The following is a 21,820-nucleotide window of genomic DNA, read 5'->3' as shown; positions in this document are numbered from 1 at the left end:
GGCCGCAGTCCAGCTAGCGCCCGCTACGCTCGGGCAGAGGCTTGCGTCGACCACCCAGCACAACCCAACCGACCAGCAGCAACAGGCTTTCCACGACCAAGGCCAGGAGCAGCGCGCAGGCCAGGCCCCAGGCAATCGCCTCGGGCGCCAGCAGGATCTGGTAGCTGTAGCCTTTGAGGGTTTCTTCGCGCAATTGCGGGTCGGCCGCGGCAATCACGTGCAAGGCGCGGGCATACCAGGGGCCTTGCAGCGCCTGCCATTCCGACTCGAGCAACTGATTGCGGCCAAGCAGGCTGGCAATGCTGTCGGCGTCGCTGCGAAACACCGGGTCGGTGCTGGCCCGATAGTGCGCTACCAGGGCTTGCAGGTCACCGTCGAAGAAGCGCTCGGCCGTCTCGTTGAACCCCTTGAGGCCCTGCCGTGCTTCGCTCAGGTGGGCTTCGACGCGCTGGCTGTAATCGTTGATCACCCCGGGCACTTGCACGCCCACCAGCAAGCCGAGGGCGAACAACACCAATCGCAGGTAGCTTCGCAGCATTACAGGTTTCCCTATTCAGTCCGGCCTTGGCTGACACACTCGCCGCGACGCCACAGGCCCCATTGGCCGGGCTCGTAGCGGTTCCAGGTTTCGTTTTCGGTCAAGGGTTCGGTGGCGATCACCGTGACCACGTCATTGGGCGTGGTTTCGGCCTGGAAATCGACGATCACATCGACGTCCTTCAAGCGCGCAGGGCCGAACGGCGCCCGGCGGGTGATGTGCACAAGCTTGGTCGAGCAATAGCAAAAGAGCCAGTCGCCGTCGCTGAGCAGGCAGTTGAACACGCCCTTGGCGCGATATTCGCTGCAGGCGGCTTCCAGTACGGGCAGCAACCGGTCGATGTCGACCGGTTCCGGGAACGCTTCGCGAACCCGATTGAGCAGATCACAGAAGGCCGCTTCGCTGTCGGTATCGCCCACCGGCCGATAAAAACCGGCCGCAGGCTCATGCCCGGCCAACTGGCCGTTGTGGGCGAAACACCAGTTGCGCCCCCACAGTTCGCGGACAAATGGATGGGTATTGGCCAGGCTGACCTTGCCGACATTGGCCTGGCGAATGTGGCCGATGACCACTTCGCTCTTGATCGGATAACGCTGTACCAGCTGCGCGACTTCCGACTCGCTGCTGGCGGCCGGGTCCTGGAACAGGCGCAGGCCGCGCCCCTCGTAGAAGCCGATGCCCCAGCCATCGCGGTGGGGGCCGGTACGACCGCCACGCTGCATCAGCCCGGTAAAGCTGAAAACGATATCGGTCGGCACGTTGGCGCTCATGCCCAGTAGTTCACACATGCTCAAACTCTCGCGTCAGGCGGCGGGGACTACAAACGTGGTTCAACCCGCAGGCGACCACCGGGAGCCGGGGGTGCAGGCGGCTTGCGCCCGTAACGGTCGTTGCTGTCGGCGGCAAATGGCTCATCCGGTGAAGGCGGTTCATAGGCATCCTGCTGCGCGGCTGCGGCATCGGCCAGCGCGCGACGTGCCCTGGCACGCTTTTCCATCACCCAACGCACAAGCGCAAAGACCGCATACAGCGCAAAGACCATGATGCCGTACATGAAAAGGTCGGAGATCGCCCGCCAGGCGTTGTTGCCCACTTTGAACAGCAGATCGAGCGCAGAGATGGCCACGGCCGGAGCAAACTTTTCCTTGACCGGGTCAATGATGGTGGGCGTCAGCAACAGGACCGCCACCAGCAGCCGCAGCGGCTCGCGCAGCCAGCGCCACATCCAGCGGGTCAACAGGCACCACACCAGCAGGCAGCCCAGGGCGGCAAAGGCGTAGAGGCCCCAGGCGAGCAGATAATCGTTCTCGGTCATGGCGTCCGTGGCAAGGTAGGCAAATAGGCGCTTATGATAACGACTTTTCGCCGCGCAGGCGCCCCCAAGTATTGCCAGCCTCCGGGCGGCCACCGGGCACAGCGGTTACCTTCAGCAAAAAGAGAGCTTCGCATGTCCTCAACAGCCACCGCTTCCAGCGCCCCGATTGCCCACCTGGCCGACGGTGCCGACCCCTATGCCTGGCTGCAAGCGCGCGACAGCAATGAAGTGCTCGACTACCTCAAGGCAGAAAACCACTACCAGGAGTCGCAACTGGCCGACCAGGCAGAACTGCGTGAGCAGCTGTTCCAGGAGATCAAGGCGCGGATCCGTGAAACCGACCTGTCACTGGCCTCGCCCTGGGGTCCCTACATGTATTTCACCCGCACCACCGCTGGCGACGAATACCCTCGGCACTACCGCTGCCCGCGCCCGGCCGACGATTCGCTCACCGTCGATGAAAGCCAGGAAGAACTGCTGCTCGACCCCAATGCCCTGGCCGCCGGCGGCTTTCTGTCCCTGGGCGCATTCAATATCAGCCCGGACCACAAGCGCCTGGCCTACAGCCTCGACACCAGCGGTGACGAGGTTTACCGCCTGTACGTGAAAGAACTGGCCAGCGGCGTGATCCGCGAGCTGCCGTTCGAAGACTGCGACGGCAGCATGACCTGGGCCAACGACAGCCAGACACTGTTCTTCGCCGAACTGGATGAGACCCATCGCCCGCACAAGCTGTACCGCCACCACCTGGGCGGCACGGCCGTCGAAAAGGTGTTCCACGAGCCCGATGGGCGCTTTTTCCTGCATTGCTACCGGTCCAGCTCCGAGCGGCAGCTGGTCCTCCTGCTCAACAGCAAGACCACCAGCGAAGCCTGGGTGCTGGATGCCGACCATCCGGAAAAGCCCTTCGCCTGCCTGGCGCCGCGGGTCGAGAACCACGAGTACTTTCCCGACCACGGCCAGCTCGACGGCGTCTGGACGTGGTTTATCCGCAGCAACCAGGACGGCATCAACTTCGCCCTGTTCCAGGCGCCCGAACAGGGGCAGGAGGTACCGACCCGCGAGCGCTGGCAGCCCTTGATCGCCCACCGCGACGACGTAATGCTCGAAGGCATCAGCCTCAACGCCTCGGCGCTGACCCTGAGCCTGCGCGAAGGTGGCCTGCCGGTCATCGAGGTGCATCCCCAGGGCCTGCCGCACTATCGCGTGCAACTGCCGGACGCTGCCTACAGCCTGTATGTGCAGGACAGCCTGGAATTCGCCAGCAAGTTCGTTCGCTTGCGCTATGAATCGCTCAACCGTCCAGCCCAGGTACGGCAGCTGACCCTGGCCTGCGGTGAGCAGAAAGTCTTGAAGGAAACCCCGGTGCTCGGCCCGTTCGACGCCGACGCTTATGTCAGCCAGCGCCTCTGGGCCACCGCCGCCGATGGCACCCGGGTGCCGATCAGCCTGGTGAGCCGCCGCGAGGACCTGGGCAAGCCGGTGCCCCTCTACTTGTACGGGTATGGCGCTTACGGCGAGAGCCTCGACCCGTGGTTCTCCCACGCCCGCCTGAGCCTGCTCGAGCGTGGGGTGGCGTTTGCCATCGCCCATGTACGTGGTGGCGGCGAACTGGGCGAAGCCTGGTACCGGGCGGGCAAGCAGGAACACAAGCACAACACCTTCAGCGACTTCATCGCCTGTGCCGAGCACTTGATCGAGGCTGGCGTGACCAGCCCCGCGCAACTGGCCATCAGTGGCGGCAGTGCCGGTGGCCTGTTGATCGGCGCGGTGCTCAACCAGCGCCCGGAGCTGTTCAAGGCCGCCATCGCCGAAGTGCCGTTCGTCGACGTGCTCAACACCATGCTCGACCCCGAGCTGCCGTTGACCGTGACCGAGTACGACGAGTGGGGCAACCCGCAAGACCCGTCCGTTTATGAGCGGATCAAGGCCTATGCGCCCTATGAGAACGTCAGCGCCCAGGCCTACCCGGCGCTGCTGGTGGTTGCCGGTTACAACGACAGCCGCGTGCAGTACTGGGAGGCGGCCAAGTGGGTGGCGAAACTGCGTGCCCACAAGACGGATGACAACTTGTTGTTGCTCAAGACCGAATTGGGTGCCGGGCATGGCGGCATGAGCGGGCGGTACCAGGGGTTGCGCGATGTGGCGCTGGAGTATGGGTTTGTGTTCAAGGTGTTGGGAGTGGTGTAAGCCCTATAGATCGCATCGCTGGCAAGCCAGCTCCCACAGAGGATTACCGGTGCACATTAGTATTTGGCCTGGCATAAACCCTGTGGGAGCTGGCTTGCCAGCGATGGGGTCCTGACTACCCCCCTGGAACCCCGGGTTTCTCCTTGCGCGGCTCCAACCCAGGCAATGGCTGGTCCCTGGGCGGCACCGGCACCTTGATCGGCGGCAACAGTGGCGACCCACGATCGATGCTGCCGGCCCTGGGCACCGTCGGTGCCACGACCTGCGGATAAGGCGTGGGGGTTGGCGTCCCGGGCGCACCCGGGGCCGGGCCGGTTCTGGGAGGGGGTGGCCGGTCCAGCATCTGCGCTGTCGTTAGAGCGAGCACGGCAACGACAATCACCGATACAATCGAACGCTTCATCAATGGCTCCAATGGCTCCGTCGCCAGACGAACAGTGTCTGCTTCAGGCTACTCCCAACGCGGCAAACTTGCCCTCCCCCAATGAGAAATCCATGAAACGTTTTGTGCTGCTCGACACCACCCCGATTCCCGAAAACGGCGGTGCCCTGTGCCTGTTCGAGTATGGCGAGGATTTCGTCATCAAGATCCAGGGCGGCGATGGCGGGCAATTGATGAATACCCGCATGCACGGCTCCGAAGACGCCCTGGCCGAGATCCCCTGCCGCAAGGTGGCCGGCAGGCCCGGCTCAAGGGTGCTGATCGGCGGCCTGGGCATGGGCTTTACCCTGGCCTCGGCGCTCAAGCACCTGGGCAAGACTGCCGAGGTGGTGGTCGCCGAGCTGGTGCCGGGGGTGGTCGAATGGAACCGCGGGCCGCTGGGCGAAAAATCCGGTCGGCCACTGCTGGACCCGCGCACGACCATTCGTCAGGAGGATGTGGCCAAGGTCCTGCAGGCCGAGCCGCAAGGCTTCGACGCGATCATGCTCGACGTCGACAATGGCCCCGAAGGCCTGACCCAGAAAGCCAACAGCTGGCTCTATTGCGCCGGCGGCCTCAATGCCTGCGCCCGCGCCTTGCGGCCCAAGGGCGTGCTGGCGGTCTGGTCGGCCAGCGCCGACCGGCAGTTTTCCGAGAAACTGCGCAAGGCCGGCTTCAAGGCCGAAGAAGTGCAGGTGTTCGCCCACGGCAACAAGGGCACCCGCCATACCATCTGGATCGCGGAAAAACTCAAAGGCTGAGCAACGCGCTAAACTGGCCTTATAACCGTACCAAGCCAATAAAGGTGAACCCATGAGTTCGGCAACACCCCCTTCCAATACCGCCAAGCTGGACCGCATCCTGGCCGACGCCCAGCGTGACCGTGAGATGGGCTATCGCGACAAGGCGCTGAAGATGTACCCGCATGTGTGCGGCCGCTGTGCCCGTGAGTTTTCCGGCAAGCGCCTGAGCGAACTGACCGTGCACCATCGTGACCACAACCACGACAACAACCCCCAGGACGGCTCCAACTGGGAGTTGCTCTGCCTGTATTGCCACGACAACGAACACTCGCGCTACACCGACCAGCAGTACTACGCCGAAGGCTCGCTCAGCACCCCGAAAATCGCCAAGGCAACGCACAATCCCTTCGCAGCCCTGGCCGGGTTGATGAAGAAAGACGATTGACCGACCACCACGTGCCGGCAAGCTCTATAATCGCGGTTTTTTCGTGAAGGCACCGGCTCGTGGCAAACAAACGGTACAGCTGCATTGGTTTGTATAACCCCAAATCACCGGAGAACGTCGGCTCGGTGATGCGTGCTGCAGGCTGCTACGGCGTCAATTCGGTGTTCTACACCGGTAAACGCTATGAACGCGCCCGCGACTTCGTCACCGATACCAAGCGTATCCATTATGACATTCCGCTGATCGGCATCGACGATCTGCAGAAGATCATCCCGCTGGGCTGCACGCCCGTTGCGGTCGAACTGGTCGATGGCGCCCGCCCGTTGCCCGAATACACGCACCCTGATCGCGCGATCTATATCTTCGGCCCCGAAGACGGCTCGCTGGACCAAAGCGTGCGCGACTGGTGCGAAGACACCATCTACATCCCCACCACCGGCTGCATGAACCTGGCAGCCACGGTCAATGTGGTGCTGTACGATCGTATGGCCAAGGGCAACAACACCCGCTCCGGCCCAAAATTCAAGTGAGAAAGTGCGCACGCCGAGGGAACAGCCCGGCGTGCCGGCAGTCAGCTTAATATCAACGCCCGCCAGGAGAACGATCATGAGCGACAGCAAGCATGCAGCACTTATCGAATCCACCCCCTTGCAGAGCAAACCCGAGCACAACGTCCAGGGCTGGGAACGCGCCGGCTCCGTTGCCGGTGGCGTGATCATGGTCGGCAAGGGCCTGCGACGCGGCGGGCTGTTCGGGATGATTCAGGTTGCCATTGGTGGCGTCGCACTGGTGCGTGGCATTACCGGGCACAGTTCGGCCAAGAGCTTGCTGGAGAGGGGGCGCCGGGATATCGACAATGTTCGTGCGCGGATCGAGCGTGCGGGTGATGAGTTGAAGGCGCTCAAGGCCGATGAGGATGCGCTGAACAAGCGGTGACCTTGGGCTTTTTGCGGCCGCTACGCGCCCGAGCGTCGCAGCGGCCGCAGGGATTCCCGGTTCACCGCTATTGCAACAACTTGCTCTCCAACACCCGCGAAGGCTCTCCAATCACGCTTTCGCTGAGCTGGATGAACTCGGGAGTACCGACCTTGCCCAACCGCATCAACGCCTGGGTAACATCGTCCAGCGAGCGCTTGTTGTGGGTCTTCAGGCGAATTTCGCGGTCCAGGTCCTGCAGCAACAACACCGCACGGGCAATCGTCGCCTGATTGATGCGCTCGCCGCGCAGGCTGGTGACCTTGTGACCGGCCTTGGTCAAGCCCGCTTGCAGGCTCTGGTAGCGCTCCTCGCTCATGCCGCCGGCGCGACGAACCAGCTCGATGGCGTAGTACTCGGCAAGGCCCTTGTCGATCCAGTCACTGCGCTCGCTGCCCTGTATACGTCCGAACACATGCACCAGCTCGCGCACCAGCGGGCTGGAACCGCTTTCGCTGACAAGCGGCCGCGCACTGTGCAGGAAGATCGAATTGTGCGCCCCCTGGGCCCCGCGCCACATCGGATCGCCGGCACCGACAATCAGCAGTTTCGCTGGCGTACGCGCGAATACCGACTGCAATTGCGGCCAGACGAAGGTCATCAGGGTCAGGACATCCATCCGCCGCATGCCCTGGGCCTGGGGCGCGGCGACGGTGACTTCGGTCTCGCCCAGCCGGGTGCGGCGGCTGCCGATGGTGCCGGCGAGCATCCAGCCGGTCGGGCGGTCGAACAGCCTTGATACGTTGTCGATGCGAAAGCGCTGCTTGCCGATGCGCGGCCAGGCGGTCTCGACACTTTTCCAGCCGGCCGGCAGCTCGAAGGTCAGGCGCGCCACCAATTCGGTGCCGTCCTGCTGGTCGAGACGCGCCGGCGGCACCAGGTCATCGCCCCGAAACAATGCCCAGGCCGGGGTGATGCGACTGTCGAAGCTGCCGGACTTGTGCGCGCGGCTGATGCGCACCCGGTAGCTCAAGCTGGCCTTGCCCTCTGCCGGATGCCACTGGCCACGCCTGGCATCGGCCTGCAACTGCCAGCTGCCGTCGGCCTTGAAATCACTGTAGGTACCCTGCTCGCCCAGGTCGAAATCCAGGCTGCGCACCGCCGCGCCCTGTGCCAGGGTCAATTGAACCTCGGCCTGGTCGCTCTGCGGCAGCAGGCGAACGCGGTAATCCAGATCGACCTTTTTCGCCGCCCACGACGACGTACCCAGCACCAGCAGTAAAAACGCCAACCCCAGTCGGCCACACACACGCATACAGACTCCGTTCAACCCAACCCGTGGCAGTGCCCATCAACCCCCGGGCGCTCAACCCGCACGAAAAATCAGATAGTCTTCCCAGTCATCTTCAGCCACGTTGTTCTCGCTGAGCATGCGCCCGGATTGGGAGATCCGCTGCTTGTGCACCTGCTCGCGATCGCCACAGACCAGGTGGTGCCAGAGCGGCAAGTCCTGCCCCTCGCTGACCAGGCGATAGCCACAGGTGGGCGGCAGCCATTTGAACTGATCGGCCTGGCCCGGCGTGAGTTGGATGCAATCGGGCACCACGGCGCGGCGATTGCCGTAATCGCTGCACTGGCAGGTCTTGAGGTCCAGCAGCTTGCAGGCGATGCGCGTGTAATAGACCGTATTGTCGTCTTCATCTTCGAGCTTTTGCAGGCAGCACAAACCACAGCCGTCACACAGCGACTCCCATTCCCCCTGGTCGAGTTGCTCGAGGGTCTTGCGCATCCAGAAGGGTTCGACTTTAGCCGCCATGGTACGGGTGTCCTGTTTCGATAAAAGCGATGCAAGCAAAAAAGGCCGTCAGTCTAGTGTGCCGGGGCGGTGGGGCCCGTCACCGGGCGTCACGGGCCGCTCCCCTCTCAATAGCCGCGCTGGAAATCCACTTCGCCACGCAATGCCTGGCCTGCCTGATACGCCCGCAGGTTGTCGACGAACAACTGCACCATGGCCGGCGGCGAGGTCGGCGCCGAACTGTGCCCGGTCAACAACAAGCCCCAGGCGGTCCAGAACGGATGGCGCTGTGGCAGCGGCTCCTGACGACAGACGTCGATCACCGCACCGGCCAGGTGCCCCTGCTTCAAGGCCTCGACCAGGTCGGCATCGACCACCGCCACACCGCGCCCGGCGTTGATGAACAACGCATTGGGATTGAAGCGTGCGAACAGGGCCGCGTCATACAGGTCCTGGGTTGCCGCCGTATTGGGCAGCAGATTGATCACGTAATCGGCTTCACCGACCAGGCGCCCCAGATCTTCCAGGGCAGCCACTTCGATGAACGGTGCCTGGTTGCGCGCCTGGCTGGCAACGCCGTACAGCTTCACGCCGAACGGCTGCAGAAACTCGGCAACGCTCTGGCCAATATCACCGGCGCCGACAATCAACACCTTGCGCCCGGCCAGGCTCCGGCCTGGGCGGTTGTCCCACTTGCGCTCGACCTGGCTGACCAGCCGCGGCAGGACTTCACGCTCATGCCCGAGCATATAGGTCAGCACGTACTCGGCCATCACTTGACCAAAAATGCCAACGGCGCGCGTCAGGCGGTAATGGCGCGGCACACCCTCGGCGAGCAACGGCGTGATACCGGCCCAAGTCGATTGCAGCCACTGGGGTTGATGACCCTGGCGCAGCAGGGTCGCCAAAAGATCGGGCTGGCCCAGCCAGACCGGGCAATCGGCGGCCAGGGCGGCCAGCTCGGCCGAGTCGCCACTGGTCAGGACCTCAAGGTCCGGGACGGCCTCACGCAGCAGTTGGGCGTAGAGGGCGTAATCCTGTTCTGCGATCAGAACGCGCATGATTGATAAAACCTTTCAAATTCAAACCTGCGGCCGGCAGCGGGAATATCCCGTTGCCGGCCCCAGTGGAAATACCTGTCGATTATCGCTGCAAACAGTCGCTGTGGCTGAATCAGACCGGATCGTTACGGCGCAACAGTTCTTCGGGCAAGTGCTCGATGTACTCATCCTCGGCCGGCGGCATCTGCAGGTGATAGCCCTGCTTCTCGAGGTTCGCCAGCACCAGAGCTATATCCTCGCGCGCCAGCTTGCGCTCGGGCGACAGGACCAGGTCAAAGGCATGCTGCGGCTTGCCAAAGGCCGGCAACAGGCCCTCGGGTACGCGCTCAAGGCCGTCGGCCTTCAGAACATAGAGGTACATCTCGTTGCGGCGTGGGCTTTTGTAGATCGAACAAATGCGTTTCATTACTGTTCTCCGGCAGAGGCGAGGCTGTCGAGCAGCGCCTGGCCCATCAGTTCGCGCCGCCAGCCGCGCAACGAATCAGGCAGTTGGTAGGGACCGTTGGGATAGCCGCTCTTGAGCAATGCTTCCAGGGTTTTCTTGCGCAGCATCAGCTCGGGCGCGATGTTCAGGCGCTCGGCCTCGGCCTGGCCGATAGCGCGCAGTTGCTTGAGCACCGCCGAGGCTTCGATCGGCAGCGGCTCGGGCAGCGCCGGGGGCCAGTCCGCAGGCGGGACGCTGGCGGCCTGCTTGATCAGGCCGAGCAGGAACTCGCCGTCCTGACGCACGGTGCGCGGGTGCATGTCCTCGATCCTGGCCAAGGTCGCCAGGTTGTCCGGCTGGGTCCTGGCCAACGGCCACAGGGCGTTCTCGCGAATGACGCGGTTGCGCGGCAGGTCCCGGGCGCGGGCCTCACGCTCACGCCAGGCGCAGAGCTCACGCAGCACCGCCAGTTGAGCGCGCGACAGCTTCCAGGCCAGCTTGGCGTCACGGTACAGCTCATTGGGATCGATCTCGCGACGCAATTGCGCCACCAGCTCGGCACCGTCCTCGAGCACCCAGCCGAACTTATCGTCGGACAATTGCGGGCGCAGCTTTTCGTAGACTTCGGCCAGGTGTACGGCGTCTTCGGCGGCGTAGCTGATCTGGGTGTCCGACAGTGGGCGCTTCAACCAATCCGACCGCGTCTCGCCCTTGGGCAACTCGATACCCAGCACTTCCTGCACCAGGCGCGAATAACCCATGGAGAAGCCGAGGTTCAAATAAGCCGCCGCCAGTTGCGTGTCGAACAGCGGCGTCGGCAGGGTACCGGTCAGGCGCAGCAACACTTCCAGGTCTTCGCTGCAGGCGTGCAGCACCTTGATCACCGCCGGGTTTTCCAGCAGGCCCACCAAGGGGGTCCAGTCGCTGATCAGCAAGGGGTCGATCAAATAGGCGCGCGCACCATCCCCGACCTGGATCAAACCGGCGATCGGGAAAAAGGTATCAACGCGCATGAACTCGGTGTCGAGTGCAACATACGGCAAACCCAGCCACTGCGCACAATGGCTGGCAAGGCTGGCGTCGTCGCGAATCCAGTGAATATCGATGGCCACAAGGCTCTCCCTCGAACAATGGCGCGCAGTATATATCGGCGCAGGCCAATACTGGGCATTGACTCGACAAGAGCACTGCTGAAAAGCGCTGGCCCGGCTAGGCGTGGGACCGGTGCGGTCGGTGCGTTGCCAACAGCTTTGGTTCAGAGGCAGGCCAGGACAACCCTGCCCCTGCGACCGGTCCTAAATCGCCGCCAGGTGCATCTTGGAGTACGAATCGCGGTCGATGTCCAGTATCTCCACGCACAGCTGAACGTCCACATCGGCCGGCCACTGCACAGCCTCACGCAAGGCCGCCAGGAGGCTTTCGGACACCTGTTTCTTCACCTCCGGCGAGCGCCCGCTGAGTATCGCCAGCTTTACATGCACGAACCCCCGCTCGGCCATCGCGGTGCCGACCCGAAAGACGCCCAATTCGATCGCCCGGCTCTTGATGTCCACCTCATTGCTGAACTGCCCGCTGGCCAGCAGCACATGATTGAGCCTCAGCAACACCTTGTCGGCGTCCAGCTCTGGCAGGTTTTGGGTGTATTCCAGATGAAGGTGGGGCATGACGATTACGCTTATCCATGGGGAGGAACCTGAAGACTAGCGGCCTGTTGCAAACTAATCGAGTGGCAACACTCCCCGCCTCCGGATTGATCCGACCGAAAGGAGCGACCAACGGCCAAATCAAGACTATCCTGAAGGTCTCATGACTCCTGCACGAAACACGGAGAGGTGACGAGATGCCGGTAAGACATAATCTGTACGAGGATTTGAAGCGGTCAAAGGAAGAGATCGAAAACCGCAGGAAAACTGACCCCAAGCTCGACACGCTCCTGAGCAAATATCACACGGTCGACGCAGAGGTCCTGGATAAAGAATCGCAAGCAGCCGCGGATGACGAACTAAAGAAACTCAAGGAGAAGAGGTTGCTGATCAAAGACCAAATCGCGCAGCAACTGGACTACCCCAACTCGCGCGGAGCCGCAGCAAAATTCTGAGGGCTGCCACAAGCCCGTATCTCATGAGCTACGGGCTTGTAACCCAACTGTTAGCGGAAAAGACTTTCACTACATTCATCCTTCGACCACGCACCCCAAGGGCTCCGTGCAGACGGACCTGCGCGCAATCCCCCCTGCCTGGACCTCCTCGGCGTACCTGCCCAACTGCTGCTCAGCGAACCAGCCTCTGGCTGATCTGCATCAGCTCCACACACGACCAGTTCTCGTTCCCTTCTCGTTCCCACGCTCCGCATCACTAGTGTCCGGTAAACTTGTTTCATAGCTAAAGGCTGCCTTGGGCAGCCTTTAGCTTTTCTCGCTCCTGCCTTCGTCGGGCTTTAAATTCCTGGGTAGCAGGCCGTTCATGCAAGACATGAGCAATGCGAACCGTCAGCTCAAACAACGAGCCGGGAAACCCGGAGCGCCGGTGGAAAAGGTGCAGCAACAAGTAGCTGATCAAGGCACTGTAAATCTGCAGGCGCACGGCGTTTTCGGAGCAGGCATAGAAGCGTTTGAGTTTCAGATGTTGCTTGATCCACTTGAAAAACAGCTCGATCTTCCAGCGATCTTTATACAAGTCAGCGATTTGTTCGGCCGTTCGCGAGAAGTCGTTGGTCACCAGGATCAATGGCGTCGCATGCCCCTCGCGCTCCACCATGACGCGTCTTACCGGTTCGTCTCGATAGTCATTCAGGCGTTTGCCGCCCAGATGCTTTTTGCCGAACTGAACGACTTCATCGGTCATGACCGGGCTGTGGTCGGCCACGGTTGAGTGCGCGTGCAGCACCTTGATGTTGGCGTTTTTCTTCAGCCGGGTGACGAAGAAAGCGCCCTTGCTCTGCAGCTGGTGCCACCAGTTGTAGTCGCAGTAACCCTTGTCACGCATGGCCGCTGCGCCATTTACGCGAGGCTTTTAAACCCGCCCCTGGGAATAAAAAGCAGGAGTTGCCATGCCCGGCCAACGCCGACTTCGCGACTCTGCTGGATCAACTCGTCGCACCGAACATTCGGCACCGCCATGTCCATGGCCTGACCAGTCGCTTCGAACAGGGCAATACCGGCCATCGCCGCAATGGTACCGGAGCGAGATCGAGCCCGAACTGGCCCGGGCCAATCTGCGGTTCCAACTGGCGGATCTTTCAACAGCGCAGCGTGCCACAGATCCTCGAATAGCTGTTAAAGCAAGTTCGCACCAGCAACCAAATCCCGATCAATTCCCAAGCAGAATCGGTGAGTGCGTAACGCTTTGCCATGTTAGCCACCAGCCAAACATCGCAGCGATCTTTTTTCTGAAGGACATTTCGTACACAACCTAAAAAGCGTCGTTATTTCAACCGCTTAAACAGTGTGTATATGAAGGATTTGTAGGAAAAGAGGTTTCACAACACTTAGTTCGTAATTGGACATAAACGCAACACTTTACCGAAAAGGTCAGCTATTACACTCTACCGTTGCGACCACTAAGTAATAATTAGTTACTCACGCAGATTTGACGAATGCTGATACCCAAGCTTAGATTCCAAATGTCCTAGGAACACGGGACATCATTACTCATATAAAAACAGGAAATATATATGAAATCCGCAATTGAACTGTTCGAAACTGATGTAACCGACGTTACCACCAAGGGCGTTTGCATGTGGTAATAGCCAGGGGAGGGAGGGAAACTTCCCTCCCCTTTTGCTTTACGCCGGGCAATTATAAGTTGTGGAAATCGTGCCACAGGACAAAACCCAATGCTACTTGGGGTTATTAATTTCATCGACATGGATGTCCGGACAGTTATCGTGTCGTCTTGTAGGACGGCCTGTACCCTGCACTGCAAGGGAAGGAATGGAAATGAAACTTATCAATAACGGCCTTGTGAAGTTCGACTATCAATTTCCACTTTACAATTTCTTCTTCCCTTCGCAGTCGTTAAAAGTCTTTCAATCCTCTGAGAGCCAACTGTCGCAGATATTGACTACGGCAAATGAAAAGGCAAATTCACGCGCTCTGTACTTTCACATTCCCTTTTGCGAAGCAATTTGCTCGTTCTGCCCCTTTACTCGCGGACTATATAAGGATAAGGAAGATATAAATAGATACACCGCTGTTCTATTAAAGGAAATAGAGTACAAATCAAGATTGATTGACTACAAGAAAGTTCCGGTCAAGGCGGTATTTTTCGGTGGCGGAACGCCCTCACTACTGTCCCCGAAAAACATCTACGATATCGGCGAATCCTTACATCGCCACTTCGACATGTCGACAGTTGACGAATTTTCTTTTGAATTTAACGTATCAAGCGTCAACAAGGAGCGTGTCATTGCTCTATCTGACATCGGTGTTACACATGCGCGATTTGGATTGCAAACAATAGATCCGATGTGGCGAAAACTATTCAACCTAAATGACGATATTGGCGAAATCGAGAGAGCGGCCGCACTACTGGTTCCAAATTTTAAGAATGTCCTGTGTGACATCATGTATGGGATGAACGGGAGCGGGGAGAGTCAGACCCTGGCGGACATCGATAAAGCTGTAGAACTCGGGCTGACAAATATTGACATATACCCAATCAATAATGTTGCGACCTCAGTCAAATTGCACAAAAAAATCAAGGAAAACTTCAACGAGGTTATGCCAGCGATGCGCAAACTTAATATGAAGTTAATGATAGATGAACATATGAGACAGAAAGGCTTTGTGCCTTACAATGGACATGGATATGTACGTACATCCTCAAACAGCGGTGAACTGATAACTAAAGATTACTCTTTTATTTATCACGAGCATGTTTATGGCTACGAAGATTGTGATTTGCTGGGATTTGGTGTGGGCGCCATTTCTTCGGTTGCAGAAAACGTGATAACTAATACACCACTTCGCGAAAAATATATAAATAAAATGTCGGAAGGTGAGTGTATTTGTCAGATCAGCCATCATGACGCGATTCTTGACACAATAAAACCGGTAGTGCTGCGCCTGCCGTATCACGGCGAGATTAATAAGCGTAGAGCAAAAATTGAGAAAATGCCAAAAGAACTTATGGATAAAGTCCATTCGCTATTAGACGCACAGCTAATCACCGAAACAGATGACGCATACAAACTAACTCGCTTAGGATACTTATGGTACAGCAACATCATGTATTACTTGATTCCGAAAAGCGAGCAGAACATTCTGAAAAAGCTGGTCTTTGAAAAACTGAATACCTCAGGACGAGATATTACACGAGACGAATTAATCTATTCCGCGTCATAGATAGCACTAAGACGGCCAAGGATATGCAGGCATTGACATTTAATTCAAGCACCAAAATTCTTTCGTCTGCATACTTTCTGTCAAAGTGCGGAGAATTTGCATTTGAAACTGCATTTGCTGTCGCAATTGTTACTTTGGTCGATGCAGATATTTTACTGGTTGGCTTCGTGTATTTTTTGCGATATTTGCCCAGCGCGTTATTCTCTCCAGTTGGTGGATGGCTGGCGGATAACTACAGAAAAAAAACAACACTTATCATTGTAGAACTGTTGAAGTGTATAGTCGCAATATTGTTTTTTGCTCTGTTCCAGTTTTCACAAGCGACTATCGCAGCTATAATTGCGGCTGCCATGGTTATGACTGCGCTGGACTGCTTTTACGTCCCGACTTTTCGCGCCTACTTTCCTGAAATCGTGGCAAAGGATGATCTCTCTTCGATAAATAGCGGAGTACAAGTTGTTGAGGACACCTCGTCTATTATTGGCCCGTTAGTTTTTTCAATGATTTCAATATTATTCTCACCAAATTTTACATTTTTGTTTTTTGCGGTCTTTTTATTATTATCCGCTATTTGCATATCAACACTCGCGACAAGTAAGAAACAGGAGCCCGCTCCTTTCAACTGTCTTGCCCTTATAAAGGAAACTGCTGGTATAGTAGCTCAGCTCCGTGAGTCTAACGCCTCCCTGTTCGGTGTTATCTGTTGCACGACCATCTGCGCCATGTTTGCTACATCCGTATTGCGTTTCATATTACCTGCATCGGTGCTGGAACGGTTCCAATCAGAGGCTGCTGTCGGTTATGTTTTCTCATTGCTTGCGCTGGGTACAGTGTTAGGCGGCACGTTGTATACCAGGTTTAACAAGAAAACAACTGCCAGATCAGTTTTCAAGTACTGGACGCTGTATGGAATATTGTTTTTTCTTGCAGCAGTTATGTTGGAGTTCAATATTGTTGTATCACTGATTATTTTATTTTTTGTGGGATTTGTAGGGGCTTTTGTCGACATCGCTATTGTTACAAACATTCAATATCTATCCAACCAGAATGAAATAGGTAAAAATTTTTCGCTGTATTATTTCACAACCGTGATAGGTGATGCCGTTTCAGGACTTGTTGCTAGTTTTGTCTTTTTTATCGTTGGGCCAGCAACATTTGTTGGCATAACGTTTATGCTGCTACTCGCGCCACTGCGCTGGAGTGCAAAGGGGAAAGAGGATGAGAGCAAAAATCGTACATAGCCTATCCATTGAGTTGCTTGCCCAATCTGATTTTACGTTAGAAGAACTCGGCCTATGCGTTAATTTGGTTTCTGCCTCTGCACTTGTTCTTACATTAAATGATGCTTTAACCGAGAGGGTGATGGAATTCGTACAATGTTGGAATACCCCTCTTTTTATAGTTTTACTCACCAGTGAGGCAGAGCCATCCAGCCCCTTGATCAGGCAACGGGCCGTGATTTTACGAGATCTAGTGTCGCCACTCACTATCAAGAAAATACACGCTGCCGCCAAGAATTTTAATTTAGCGTCTCATCCTCCATTTACGCGAACTATTGCCGAGTTTGTTTCAAGGAAAAGGCCGACATTTGCGTGCCCCGGGCACCAGGGAGGGAAATGTCTAGACCTTCATCCAGCAGGAACAAGACTCAAGGAGTTGCTAGGTGAGCAGATATTTCAGGTTGACGTTCCCCATGCGGCACCGGAGCTCGGCGATGTCCTCTGTCATGAAGGTCCCGTCAGAGACGCTGAACGTTTGGCAGCCGATGTATTCAATTCGGATGAGACATATTTTGTATTAAACGGGACCTCGACGGCGAATAAGATTGTCACCAGCGCACTGTTAACAGCGGGCGATTTGGTTCTCATGGATCGTAACAACCATAAGTCTATTTTTCTGGGAGCTCTTATTCAAAGTGGTGCGCTCCCCGTGTATTTAGAAAATTTTCGCGATGACTGCGGCGTTCTAGGTGGATACAAGAATGGCTCATTAGATGAAGGACTTCTCAGATTCAAGGCTTCGCAGACGAGTGTGGCGAAGTCTGGACAAGAAAGGCCCTTCCGTCTTGCGATAGTGCAGCATGCAACGTGTGATGGAGTGATAGTGGACGCGGGAGCGTTGGTCAAAAAAATAGGTCATCTTTGCGATTATATTCTTTTTGACTCCGCTTGGTCAGGATACGAGCCTTTTGTGGCTCAGCTAGCTCATCTTTCGCCGTTAAACGTACCTGTATCTGAAGAGTCGCCTGGCCTGATTGTCACCCAGTCAGTACACAAGCAAATGTCCGGCTTTTCGCAAACATCCCAAATACACAAGAAAGATAAGCACATAGAGCACAAGTCGCAATACTGCTCAAAGCATGTCTTCAATAATGCGTTTATGCTCCACTCTTCCACGAGTCCGTTTTATCCATTATTTATGTCTCTAGAGGTTAATGCTGCAGTGCACGCAGGTGGCTACGGAGAGCTTCTATGGAACAGTGCAGCGAGTACAGCATTCGAGTTCAGATCACTTGTTTCAAGACGATGCCGTTACATATCTCCCTATTATGGGAGTCGAGAATATGTCTCTCCGAACCATGAGCATTTTTTTACATCGACCGACTCGCTACCCTATTTTCCGGTTAAACCTGGCGAAGCCTCTACAACATTGATTGAACCTGAGTTACATTATTTGGACCCATGCAAGGTTATCTTCGTTACCAAACAGTCAGTGACAAGCGGTGAGGCAGCTCTTAATATTCCCGCAAGTATCGTAACAGCTTACCTTCGAGAAAATAACTTCACTCCGGAAAAGTCTGACTTTTACAATTTTACCCTTTTAATCTCCCCCTCTTCGAAGATTTTCGACCTTGCACGGTTGGTTGATTGCCTCACAAGGCTTGAATCATTGATAACTAATGATGTGGCTGCTCTGGAAGCTCTGCCTTCACTCGCGAAAACACCGTCTAATTATGAGGGTATCTCACTGAAGGAACTCTGCAATTCAATAAACTCGCTGTACACGTCCTGTGAAATCGAGCGGTTACAGTCAGTGATTTTCAGTTCTGTTTGCGCATTGGATGCTGTGTTCACTCCCTTTGACGCAAACCAGAAATTTGTTCGTGGTGACAACATTTTAATTAAGATTTCTGAAGCGGAAGGGATGATCGCAGCAGAAGGCGTTATCCCGTACCCTCCTGGGATTATGTGTATCGCCCCTGGGGAGCGTTGGAGTCATGCATTAGTCGCTTATCTTGTTGCCATCGAGACGCTGGCGAATAACTATCCAGCCTTCTCTCCTCATATTCAAGGGGTGCATGAGGTTCGAAATCAAGATGGGTCCCTGTCTTTTAGCGTCCTTGTTCTTCAGTGATACGTTGTTACACGGGTCTCCTTACTGGACTCTATATGCGCAATAGTGAATAACCATGCAAGACGCAGCCTTAAAAGAAATACCGGATGGGTATCAGAAAAAGTTCATTCATATTGACATGGATTCATTCTTTGTGTCCGTCGAACTTCTTGATGCACCTCATCTTCGATCATGTCCGGTTGCGGTCGGGGGAACAGCAGCAGAGCGAGGCGTGATCAGTACGGCCAATTATATCGCCAGACAATATGGAGTTAAAAGCGGTATAGCAACTGCGACAGCCTACCGCCTTTGCCCCGAGCTGGTTCTGCTGCCTGTAAGATTTGAAGCCTACGAGGCAGTAACGAGAAAGCTTGACAGTATTTTCAGAAGGTATACGGATAAGATCGAATTTCTGTCGCTCGATGAAGCCTCTTTGGACGTCAGCGGGCAGACTCAGTTTAACGGATCTGCAACCTATATGGCAGCGCATATTCGCAAGGCGATAGAGCAGGAATTGCACTTGACAGCTTCTGCCGGGGTCGCTCCTCTAAAATATCTTGCAAAAATTGCTTCGGAGGTTAATAAACCGGACGGAATGTTTGTTATTCGCCCCCCGGAAGTTAAAGAATTTTTAGCTGAGCTGGATATACGTAAAATACCTGGTGTTGGTCCTAAAACATATTCAGTGCTCGAAAATCTAGGTTGCAGTCGGTGTGGCGATGTTACCGAGGATAAAATCCCTTCACTAATGCGAAATCTTGGGGTACATGGGTTTTATGTTTGGGAAAGGTGCCAGGGGGTGGAGGAAAAAGAGGAGAAGGAGAGTGATGTTAAGTCTCTGGGTGTTGAAAAGACTTTGCCCATCGACTGCAATGACTTTCCCTCATGCTCAAAAGAACTTTTCGACTTGTTGAAAAACCTTGAAAACAGGCTTCCCGAGATCAATGACAACAGTTTTATTGTAAAGAACCTCGTCAAACTGAAATTTTCAGATTTTTCAACTTCCTCTGCGGAAGCCCCCGCCACCCGCATTTGCCAGGATACTGTGATTTCTCTTTGCCGCACGCTCTGGGACACTAAGCGAAAAGGGCGACCAGTGCGATTAATTGGTTTGTCCATTAAGGTAAAAAGGAAAGCAAATGATAGCCAGCAGATGGAGTTGCCATGGTGAAATTGGGTATTTGAATCGCTCCCAGCCTGGAAAATGAAGAGCACGAGATGAAAATGCTTGAAAGAGGGTGTCACCAATAGGGTTGTTAATACAAGTCTCAGTAAAAGAGGAGCCGATGGCATGAGGAGAATAGCGCGACCGAACAGTATACCAGAGTCTATCCTGTGGCATGAACCGATTTCGGAAGGAATTAGCAGAACCTGGGAGATTTACAGAACACACATTCAAACAAATACACGGTTCCAGAACGTATTAATAGCAGATACAGCTCATGGCGTGACACTTTTTTGTAATAGTGAACAGCGCAGCTCCGAACTAAACCATGTAGCTTACCATGAAGGCCAAGTAATGCCGGCCCTTTTGAGTATGCCCAGCTTACCGAAGTCGGCGTTGGTGATTGGCTCTTCGGAAGGCGTGAATGTAAAGATGCTGAAGGAGGCAGGCGTAGAAAATATAACGCATGTGGATTTCGATAAAGAATGCATGCTGCTGTGTGGAAAGTATCTGCCTTATGGTTATAACATTGACGAGATACAACACTACAGTGGAGAGAATGTCGACAGCTTGATAAAAATAGTCATCAAGGATGGTGAAAAGATTATAAAAGAACTCCGCCGCTCACCCGTCAAGTATGGCCTCATTGTGATGGCTGTTTTCGATGAATCGACTGGCACAGAGATGTTCTACAACGAGGTAAGAGAACTGCTGACAGCCGATGGCGCGCTGGTAGTGCCAGCTGGTAAGTCGTGTTTATGGCGCTGCGAACCGCTGAAGAATTCATATGACATTATGAAGAGAACATTTCACCATGTTACTTACTTCGAGATGGGTGAGCAGAATTGGGTCTGGCTAATTGGCCATGCTGGGGAGATCGAGCTTTCCATAGACCAAATGCAAGAAAATCTGGTCGCCTGCAAATATATTCCTCGTTTTATTGATGCACTCACCCTGTCAAGATCTGTAATGATGCCCAAGGCACTTCGAACAAATCCTTAGCTGATAGATAAGTGAGGTGGCAGCGAGTCACTGCCTGGCCCGCGTGCTCGGCTCTGAGGAGTCAGCTGCTGGCTACATCCCAAGGGGTAGTCAGCCTCTCCTCTTGGAGGGCGTCTGAGAATGGAAGGAAGCACATAATTTATGTGCAAATTCTACGTACAAACACAAAAAAGCCCCGTAACTTTTCAGTTACGGGGCTTTATTTGTATGGCGGAGAGATAGGGATTTGAACCCTAGGTACTGTCGCCAGTACAACGGATTTCGAATCCGTCCCGTTCGGCCACTCCGGCATCTCTCCAGTGGCGCGCATCATACCAGCAGATCAACCAAACGCGAAGCCCCCAAACGAAAAAAAATCGCGATCAATCAGGAGCTTGCGCCGTTTTGCCGATTTACAGTGGCACGCCCAGGCGCTTGGCCACTTCTTCGTAGGCTTCGATGACGTCACCGAGGCCCTGACGGAAGCGGTCCTTGTCCATTTTCTTGCGGGTTTCCTTGTCCCACAGGCGGCAGCCGTCCGGGCTGAACTCGTCGCCCAGGACGATTTGGCCGTGGAATACGCCGAATTCGAGCTTGAAGTCGACCAGCAGCAGGCCAGCGTCGTCAAACAGCTTGTTGAGCACCTGGTTGACCTTCAGCGACAGCTCTTTCATCTTGGCCAGTTGCTCGGCGGTACCCCAACCGAATGCCACGACGTGGGATTCGTTGATGAACGGGTCGCCCTTGGCGTCGTCCTTGAGGAACAGTTCGAAGGTCGAAGGCTCGAGCTTCAGGCCCTCTTCCACGCCCAGGCGCTTGACCAGGCTGCCGGCGGCGTAGTTACGCACTACGCATTCGACCGGAATCATGTCGAGCTTTTTGACCAGGCACTCGTTGTCGCCCAGCAGCTTGTCGAATTGAGTCGGGATACCGGCCTCTTCGAGCTTCTGCATGATGAAGGCGTTGAACTTATTGTTCACCATGCCCTTGCGGTCGAGTTGTTCGATGCGCTTGCCGTCGAACGCCGAAGTGTCGTTACGAAACAGCAGGATCAAGCGGTCAGCGTCGTCGGTCTTGTAAACCGATTTGGCTTTGCCGCGGTAGAGTTCTTCACGTTTTTCCATGATGGGCTCCGCTTGCTAAGTAGGTG

The 21,820-nt window shown here is 55.8% G+C and carries 22 protein-coding genes, 1 tRNA gene and 1 pseudogene; 11 read left to right on the top strand and 13 right to left on the bottom strand.

The annotated features are described in order from the left end of the window. Positions 1-13: 13 nt before the first annotated feature. From NVV94_RS06665 to NVV94_RS06655, 3 genes are read right to left on the bottom strand one after another with little or no spacing between them, the layout of a single operon-like run. Positions 14-538, bottom strand: a complete 525-nt coding sequence (locus NVV94_RS06665; protein WP_258446433.1) for a DUF2937 family protein — start codon at positions 536-538, stop codon at positions 14-16. Between the two features lie 11 nt (positions 539-549). After that, positions 550-1,326 carry a class II glutamine amidotransferase gene (locus NVV94_RS06660; protein WP_258446432.1) on the bottom strand — a complete coding sequence of 259 codons (777 nt, stop codon included), beginning with the start codon at positions 1,324-1,326 and terminating at the stop codon, positions 550-552. 29 nt (positions 1,327-1,355) lie between these two features. Further along, a complete protein-coding gene (locus NVV94_RS06655; RefSeq protein WP_258446431.1) occupies positions 1,356-1,853 on the bottom strand; it encodes an MFS transporter in 498 nt (165 codons plus the stop codon). A gap of 132 nt (positions 1,854-1,985) precedes the next feature. Here NVV94_RS06655 and NVV94_RS06650 point away from each other — a divergent pair, with 132 nt between their 5' ends. Then, positions 1,986-4,043, top strand: coding sequence for a S9 family peptidase (locus NVV94_RS06650; RefSeq protein ID WP_258446430.1), 2,058 nt, complete (start codon positions 1,986-1,988; stop codon positions 4,041-4,043). Positions 4,044-4,158: 115 nt separating this feature from the next. Here the strand turns inward: NVV94_RS06650 and NVV94_RS06645 are convergent, their stop codons facing one another. After that, positions 4,159-4,446, bottom strand: a complete 288-nt coding sequence (locus NVV94_RS06645) for a hypothetical protein (protein WP_258446429.1) — start codon at positions 4,444-4,446, stop codon at positions 4,159-4,161. A 92-nt stretch (positions 4,447-4,538) separates the two neighbouring features. Between NVV94_RS06645 and NVV94_RS06640 the strand changes: the two genes are divergently transcribed. The 4 genes from NVV94_RS06640 (at position 4,539) to NVV94_RS06625 (ending at position 6,588) form a co-directional block, all read left to right on the top strand. Then, positions 4,539-5,225, top strand: a complete 687-nt coding sequence (locus NVV94_RS06640; RefSeq protein ID WP_258446428.1) for a spermidine synthase — start codon at positions 4,539-4,541, stop codon at positions 5,223-5,225. A gap of 52 nt (positions 5,226-5,277) precedes the next feature. After that, positions 5,278-5,652: a YajD family HNH nuclease gene (locus tag NVV94_RS06635; RefSeq protein WP_258446427.1), complete on the top strand. Its 375-nt coding sequence runs from the start codon at positions 5,278-5,280 to the stop codon at positions 5,650-5,652. Between the two features lie 59 nt (positions 5,653-5,711). Next, a complete protein-coding gene (locus NVV94_RS06630) occupies positions 5,712-6,182 on the top strand; it encodes an RNA methyltransferase (protein WP_258446426.1) in 471 nt (156 codons plus the stop codon). A 76-nt stretch (positions 6,183-6,258) separates the two neighbouring features. Continuing rightward, complete coding sequence (locus tag NVV94_RS06625; RefSeq protein WP_258446425.1) at positions 6,259-6,588, top strand: DUF2892 domain-containing protein; 330 nt, start codon at positions 6,259-6,261, stop codon at positions 6,586-6,588. A 67-nt stretch (positions 6,589-6,655) separates the two neighbouring features. Here NVV94_RS06625 and NVV94_RS06620 read toward each other — a convergent pair whose 3' ends face one another. From NVV94_RS06620 to NVV94_RS06595, 6 genes are all read right to left on the bottom strand, one after another. Next, the gene (locus NVV94_RS06620) at positions 6,656-7,882 is read right to left on the bottom strand and encodes a hypothetical protein (protein ID WP_258446424.1); all 1,227 of its coding nucleotides are present in this window, start codon (positions 7,880-7,882) and stop codon (positions 6,656-6,658) included. A 51-nt stretch (positions 7,883-7,933) separates the two neighbouring features. Then, positions 7,934-8,383 (bottom strand): YcgN family cysteine cluster protein, encoded by a 450-nt coding sequence (locus NVV94_RS06615; protein WP_258446423.1) that lies wholly within the window; start codon positions 8,381-8,383, stop codon positions 7,934-7,936. Between the two features lie 107 nt (positions 8,384-8,490). Next, positions 8,491-9,423 (bottom strand): D-2-hydroxyacid dehydrogenase, encoded by a 933-nt coding sequence (locus NVV94_RS06610; RefSeq protein WP_258446422.1) that lies wholly within the window; start codon positions 9,421-9,423, stop codon positions 8,491-8,493. A gap of 112 nt (positions 9,424-9,535) precedes the next feature. Next, on the bottom strand, positions 9,536-9,829 hold the full coding sequence (locus tag NVV94_RS06605) for a YcgL domain-containing protein (RefSeq protein WP_258446421.1): 294 nt from the start codon (positions 9,827-9,829) through the stop codon (positions 9,536-9,538). Beyond that, entirely contained in the window at positions 9,829-10,959 is a 1,131-nt protein-coding gene (gene rnd, locus NVV94_RS06600; protein WP_258446420.1) for a ribonuclease D, read from the bottom strand. The genes NVV94_RS06605 and rnd overlap by 1 nt, the downstream gene beginning before the upstream one ends. A gap of 183 nt (positions 10,960-11,142) precedes the next feature. Beyond that, the gene (locus NVV94_RS06595; protein ID WP_258446419.1) at positions 11,143-11,511 is read right to left on the bottom strand and encodes a 5-carboxymethyl-2-hydroxymuconate Delta-isomerase; all 369 of its coding nucleotides are present in this window, start codon (positions 11,509-11,511) and stop codon (positions 11,143-11,145) included. 176 nt (positions 11,512-11,687) lie between these two features. Here NVV94_RS06595 and NVV94_RS06590 point away from each other — a divergent pair, with 176 nt between their 5' ends. Then, a complete protein-coding gene (locus NVV94_RS06590) occupies positions 11,688-11,945 on the top strand; it encodes a DUF465 domain-containing protein (protein WP_258446418.1) in 258 nt (85 codons plus the stop codon). 439 nt (positions 11,946-12,384) lie between these two features. On the opposite strand, the pseudogene NVV94_RS06585 reads toward NVV94_RS06590, so the two are convergent. Beyond that, a pseudogene (locus NVV94_RS06585) lies at positions 12,385-12,831 on the bottom strand (IS4 family transposase); the annotation flags it as partial. 953 nt (positions 12,832-13,784) lie between these two features. Between NVV94_RS06585 and NVV94_RS06580 the strand changes: the two are divergent. From NVV94_RS06580 to NVV94_RS06560, 5 genes are all read left to right on the top strand, one after another. Then, positions 13,785-15,191, top strand: a complete 1,407-nt coding sequence (locus NVV94_RS06580) for a coproporphyrinogen-III oxidase family protein (protein ID WP_258446416.1) — start codon at positions 13,785-13,787, stop codon at positions 15,189-15,191. A gap of 23 nt (positions 15,192-15,214) precedes the next feature. After that, entirely contained in the window at positions 15,215-16,432 is a 1,218-nt protein-coding gene (locus NVV94_RS06575) for an MFS transporter (RefSeq protein ID WP_258446415.1), read from the top strand. Beyond that, the gene (locus NVV94_RS06570) at positions 16,410-18,545 is read left to right on the top strand and encodes an ornithine decarboxylase (RefSeq protein ID WP_258446414.1); all 2,136 of its coding nucleotides are present in this window, start codon (positions 16,410-16,412) and stop codon (positions 18,543-18,545) included. The genes NVV94_RS06575 and NVV94_RS06570 overlap by 23 nt, the downstream gene beginning before the upstream one ends. A gap of 55 nt (positions 18,546-18,600) precedes the next feature. After that, positions 18,601-19,695, top strand: a complete 1,095-nt coding sequence (gene dinB / locus NVV94_RS06565) for a DNA polymerase IV (protein WP_258446413.1) — start codon at positions 18,601-18,603, stop codon at positions 19,693-19,695. Between the two features lie 120 nt (positions 19,696-19,815). Then, positions 19,816-20,691 (top strand): hypothetical protein, encoded by an 876-nt coding sequence (locus tag NVV94_RS06560; RefSeq protein ID WP_258446412.1) that lies wholly within the window; start codon positions 19,816-19,818, stop codon positions 20,689-20,691. 208 nt (positions 20,692-20,899) lie between these two features. Here the strand turns inward: NVV94_RS06560 and NVV94_RS06555 are convergent. Continuing rightward, a tRNA-Ser gene (locus NVV94_RS06555) sits at positions 20,900-20,989 on the bottom strand. 94 nt (positions 20,990-21,083) lie between these two features. Next, positions 21,084-21,794: a phosphoribosylaminoimidazolesuccinocarboxamide synthase gene (gene purC / locus NVV94_RS06550; RefSeq protein WP_166359900.1), complete on the bottom strand. Its 711-nt coding sequence runs from the start codon at positions 21,792-21,794 to the stop codon at positions 21,084-21,086. Between the last annotated feature and the right edge of the window lie 26 nt (positions 21,795-21,820).

This window comes from Pseudomonas sp. LS1212 (genome assembly GCF_024741815.1).
Classification (GTDB): Bacteria; Pseudomonadota; Gammaproteobacteria; order Pseudomonadales; family Pseudomonadaceae; genus Aquipseudomonas.
This window is presented reverse-complemented; position numbering and strand designations above follow the sequence as displayed.

Bases quoted from the DNA above. Each gene is read 5' to 3' on its own strand.
- NVV94_RS06580 (WP_258446416.1), top strand. From the start codon at position 13,785: ATGAAACTTATCAATAACGGCCTTGTGAAGTTCGACTATCAATTTCCA.
- NVV94_RS06655 (WP_258446431.1), bottom strand. From the start codon at position 1,853: ATGACCGAGAACGATTATCTGCTCGCCTGGGGCCTCTACGCCTTTGCC.
- NVV94_RS06590 (WP_258446418.1), top strand. From the start codon at position 11,688: ATGCCGGTAAGACATAATCTGTACGAGGATTTGAAGCGGTCAAAGGAA.
- NVV94_RS06605 (WP_258446421.1), bottom strand. From the start codon at position 9,829: ATGAAACGCATTTGTTCGATCTACAAAAGCCCACGCCGCAACGAGATG.
- NVV94_RS06625 (WP_258446425.1), top strand. From the start codon at position 6,259: ATGAGCGACAGCAAGCATGCAGCACTTATCGAATCCACCCCCTTGCAG.
- NVV94_RS06640 (WP_258446428.1), top strand. From the start codon at position 4,539: ATGAAACGTTTTGTGCTGCTCGACACCACCCCGATTCCCGAAAACGGC.
- NVV94_RS06570 (WP_258446414.1), top strand. From the start codon at position 16,410: ATGAGAGCAAAAATCGTACATAGCCTATCCATTGAGTTGCTTGCCCAA.
- NVV94_RS06650 (WP_258446430.1), top strand. From the start codon at position 1,986: ATGTCCTCAACAGCCACCGCTTCCAGCGCCCCGATTGCCCACCTGGCC.
- NVV94_RS06635 (WP_258446427.1), top strand. From the start codon at position 5,278: ATGAGTTCGGCAACACCCCCTTCCAATACCGCCAAGCTGGACCGCATC.
- NVV94_RS06665 (WP_258446433.1), bottom strand. From the start codon at position 538: ATGCTGCGAAGCTACCTGCGATTGGTGTTGTTCGCCCTCGGCTTGCTG.
- NVV94_RS06595 (WP_258446419.1), bottom strand. From the start codon at position 11,511: ATGCCCCACCTTCATCTGGAATACACCCAAAACCTGCCAGAGCTGGAC.
- NVV94_RS06615 (WP_258446423.1), bottom strand. From the start codon at position 8,383: ATGGCGGCTAAAGTCGAACCCTTCTGGATGCGCAAGACCCTCGAGCAA.
- NVV94_RS06610 (WP_258446422.1), bottom strand. From the start codon at position 9,423: ATGCGCGTTCTGATCGCAGAACAGGATTACGCCCTCTACGCCCAACTG.
- NVV94_RS06660 (WP_258446432.1), bottom strand. From the start codon at position 1,326: ATGTGTGAACTACTGGGCATGAGCGCCAACGTGCCGACCGATATCGTT.
- NVV94_RS06645 (WP_258446429.1), bottom strand. From the start codon at position 4,446: ATGAAGCGTTCGATTGTATCGGTGATTGTCGTTGCCGTGCTCGCTCTA.
- NVV94_RS06620 (WP_258446424.1), bottom strand. From the start codon at position 7,882: ATGCGTGTGTGTGGCCGACTGGGGTTGGCGTTTTTACTGCTGGTGCTG.
- NVV94_RS06575 (WP_258446415.1), top strand. From the start codon at position 15,215: ATGCAGGCATTGACATTTAATTCAAGCACCAAAATTCTTTCGTCTGCA.
- NVV94_RS06560 (WP_258446412.1), top strand. From the start codon at position 19,816: ATGAGGAGAATAGCGCGACCGAACAGTATACCAGAGTCTATCCTGTGG.
- dinB (WP_258446413.1), top strand. From the start codon at position 18,601: ATGCAAGACGCAGCCTTAAAAGAAATACCGGATGGGTATCAGAAAAAG.
- purC (WP_166359900.1), bottom strand. From the start codon at position 21,794: ATGGAAAAACGTGAAGAACTCTACCGCGGCAAAGCCAAATCGGTTTAC.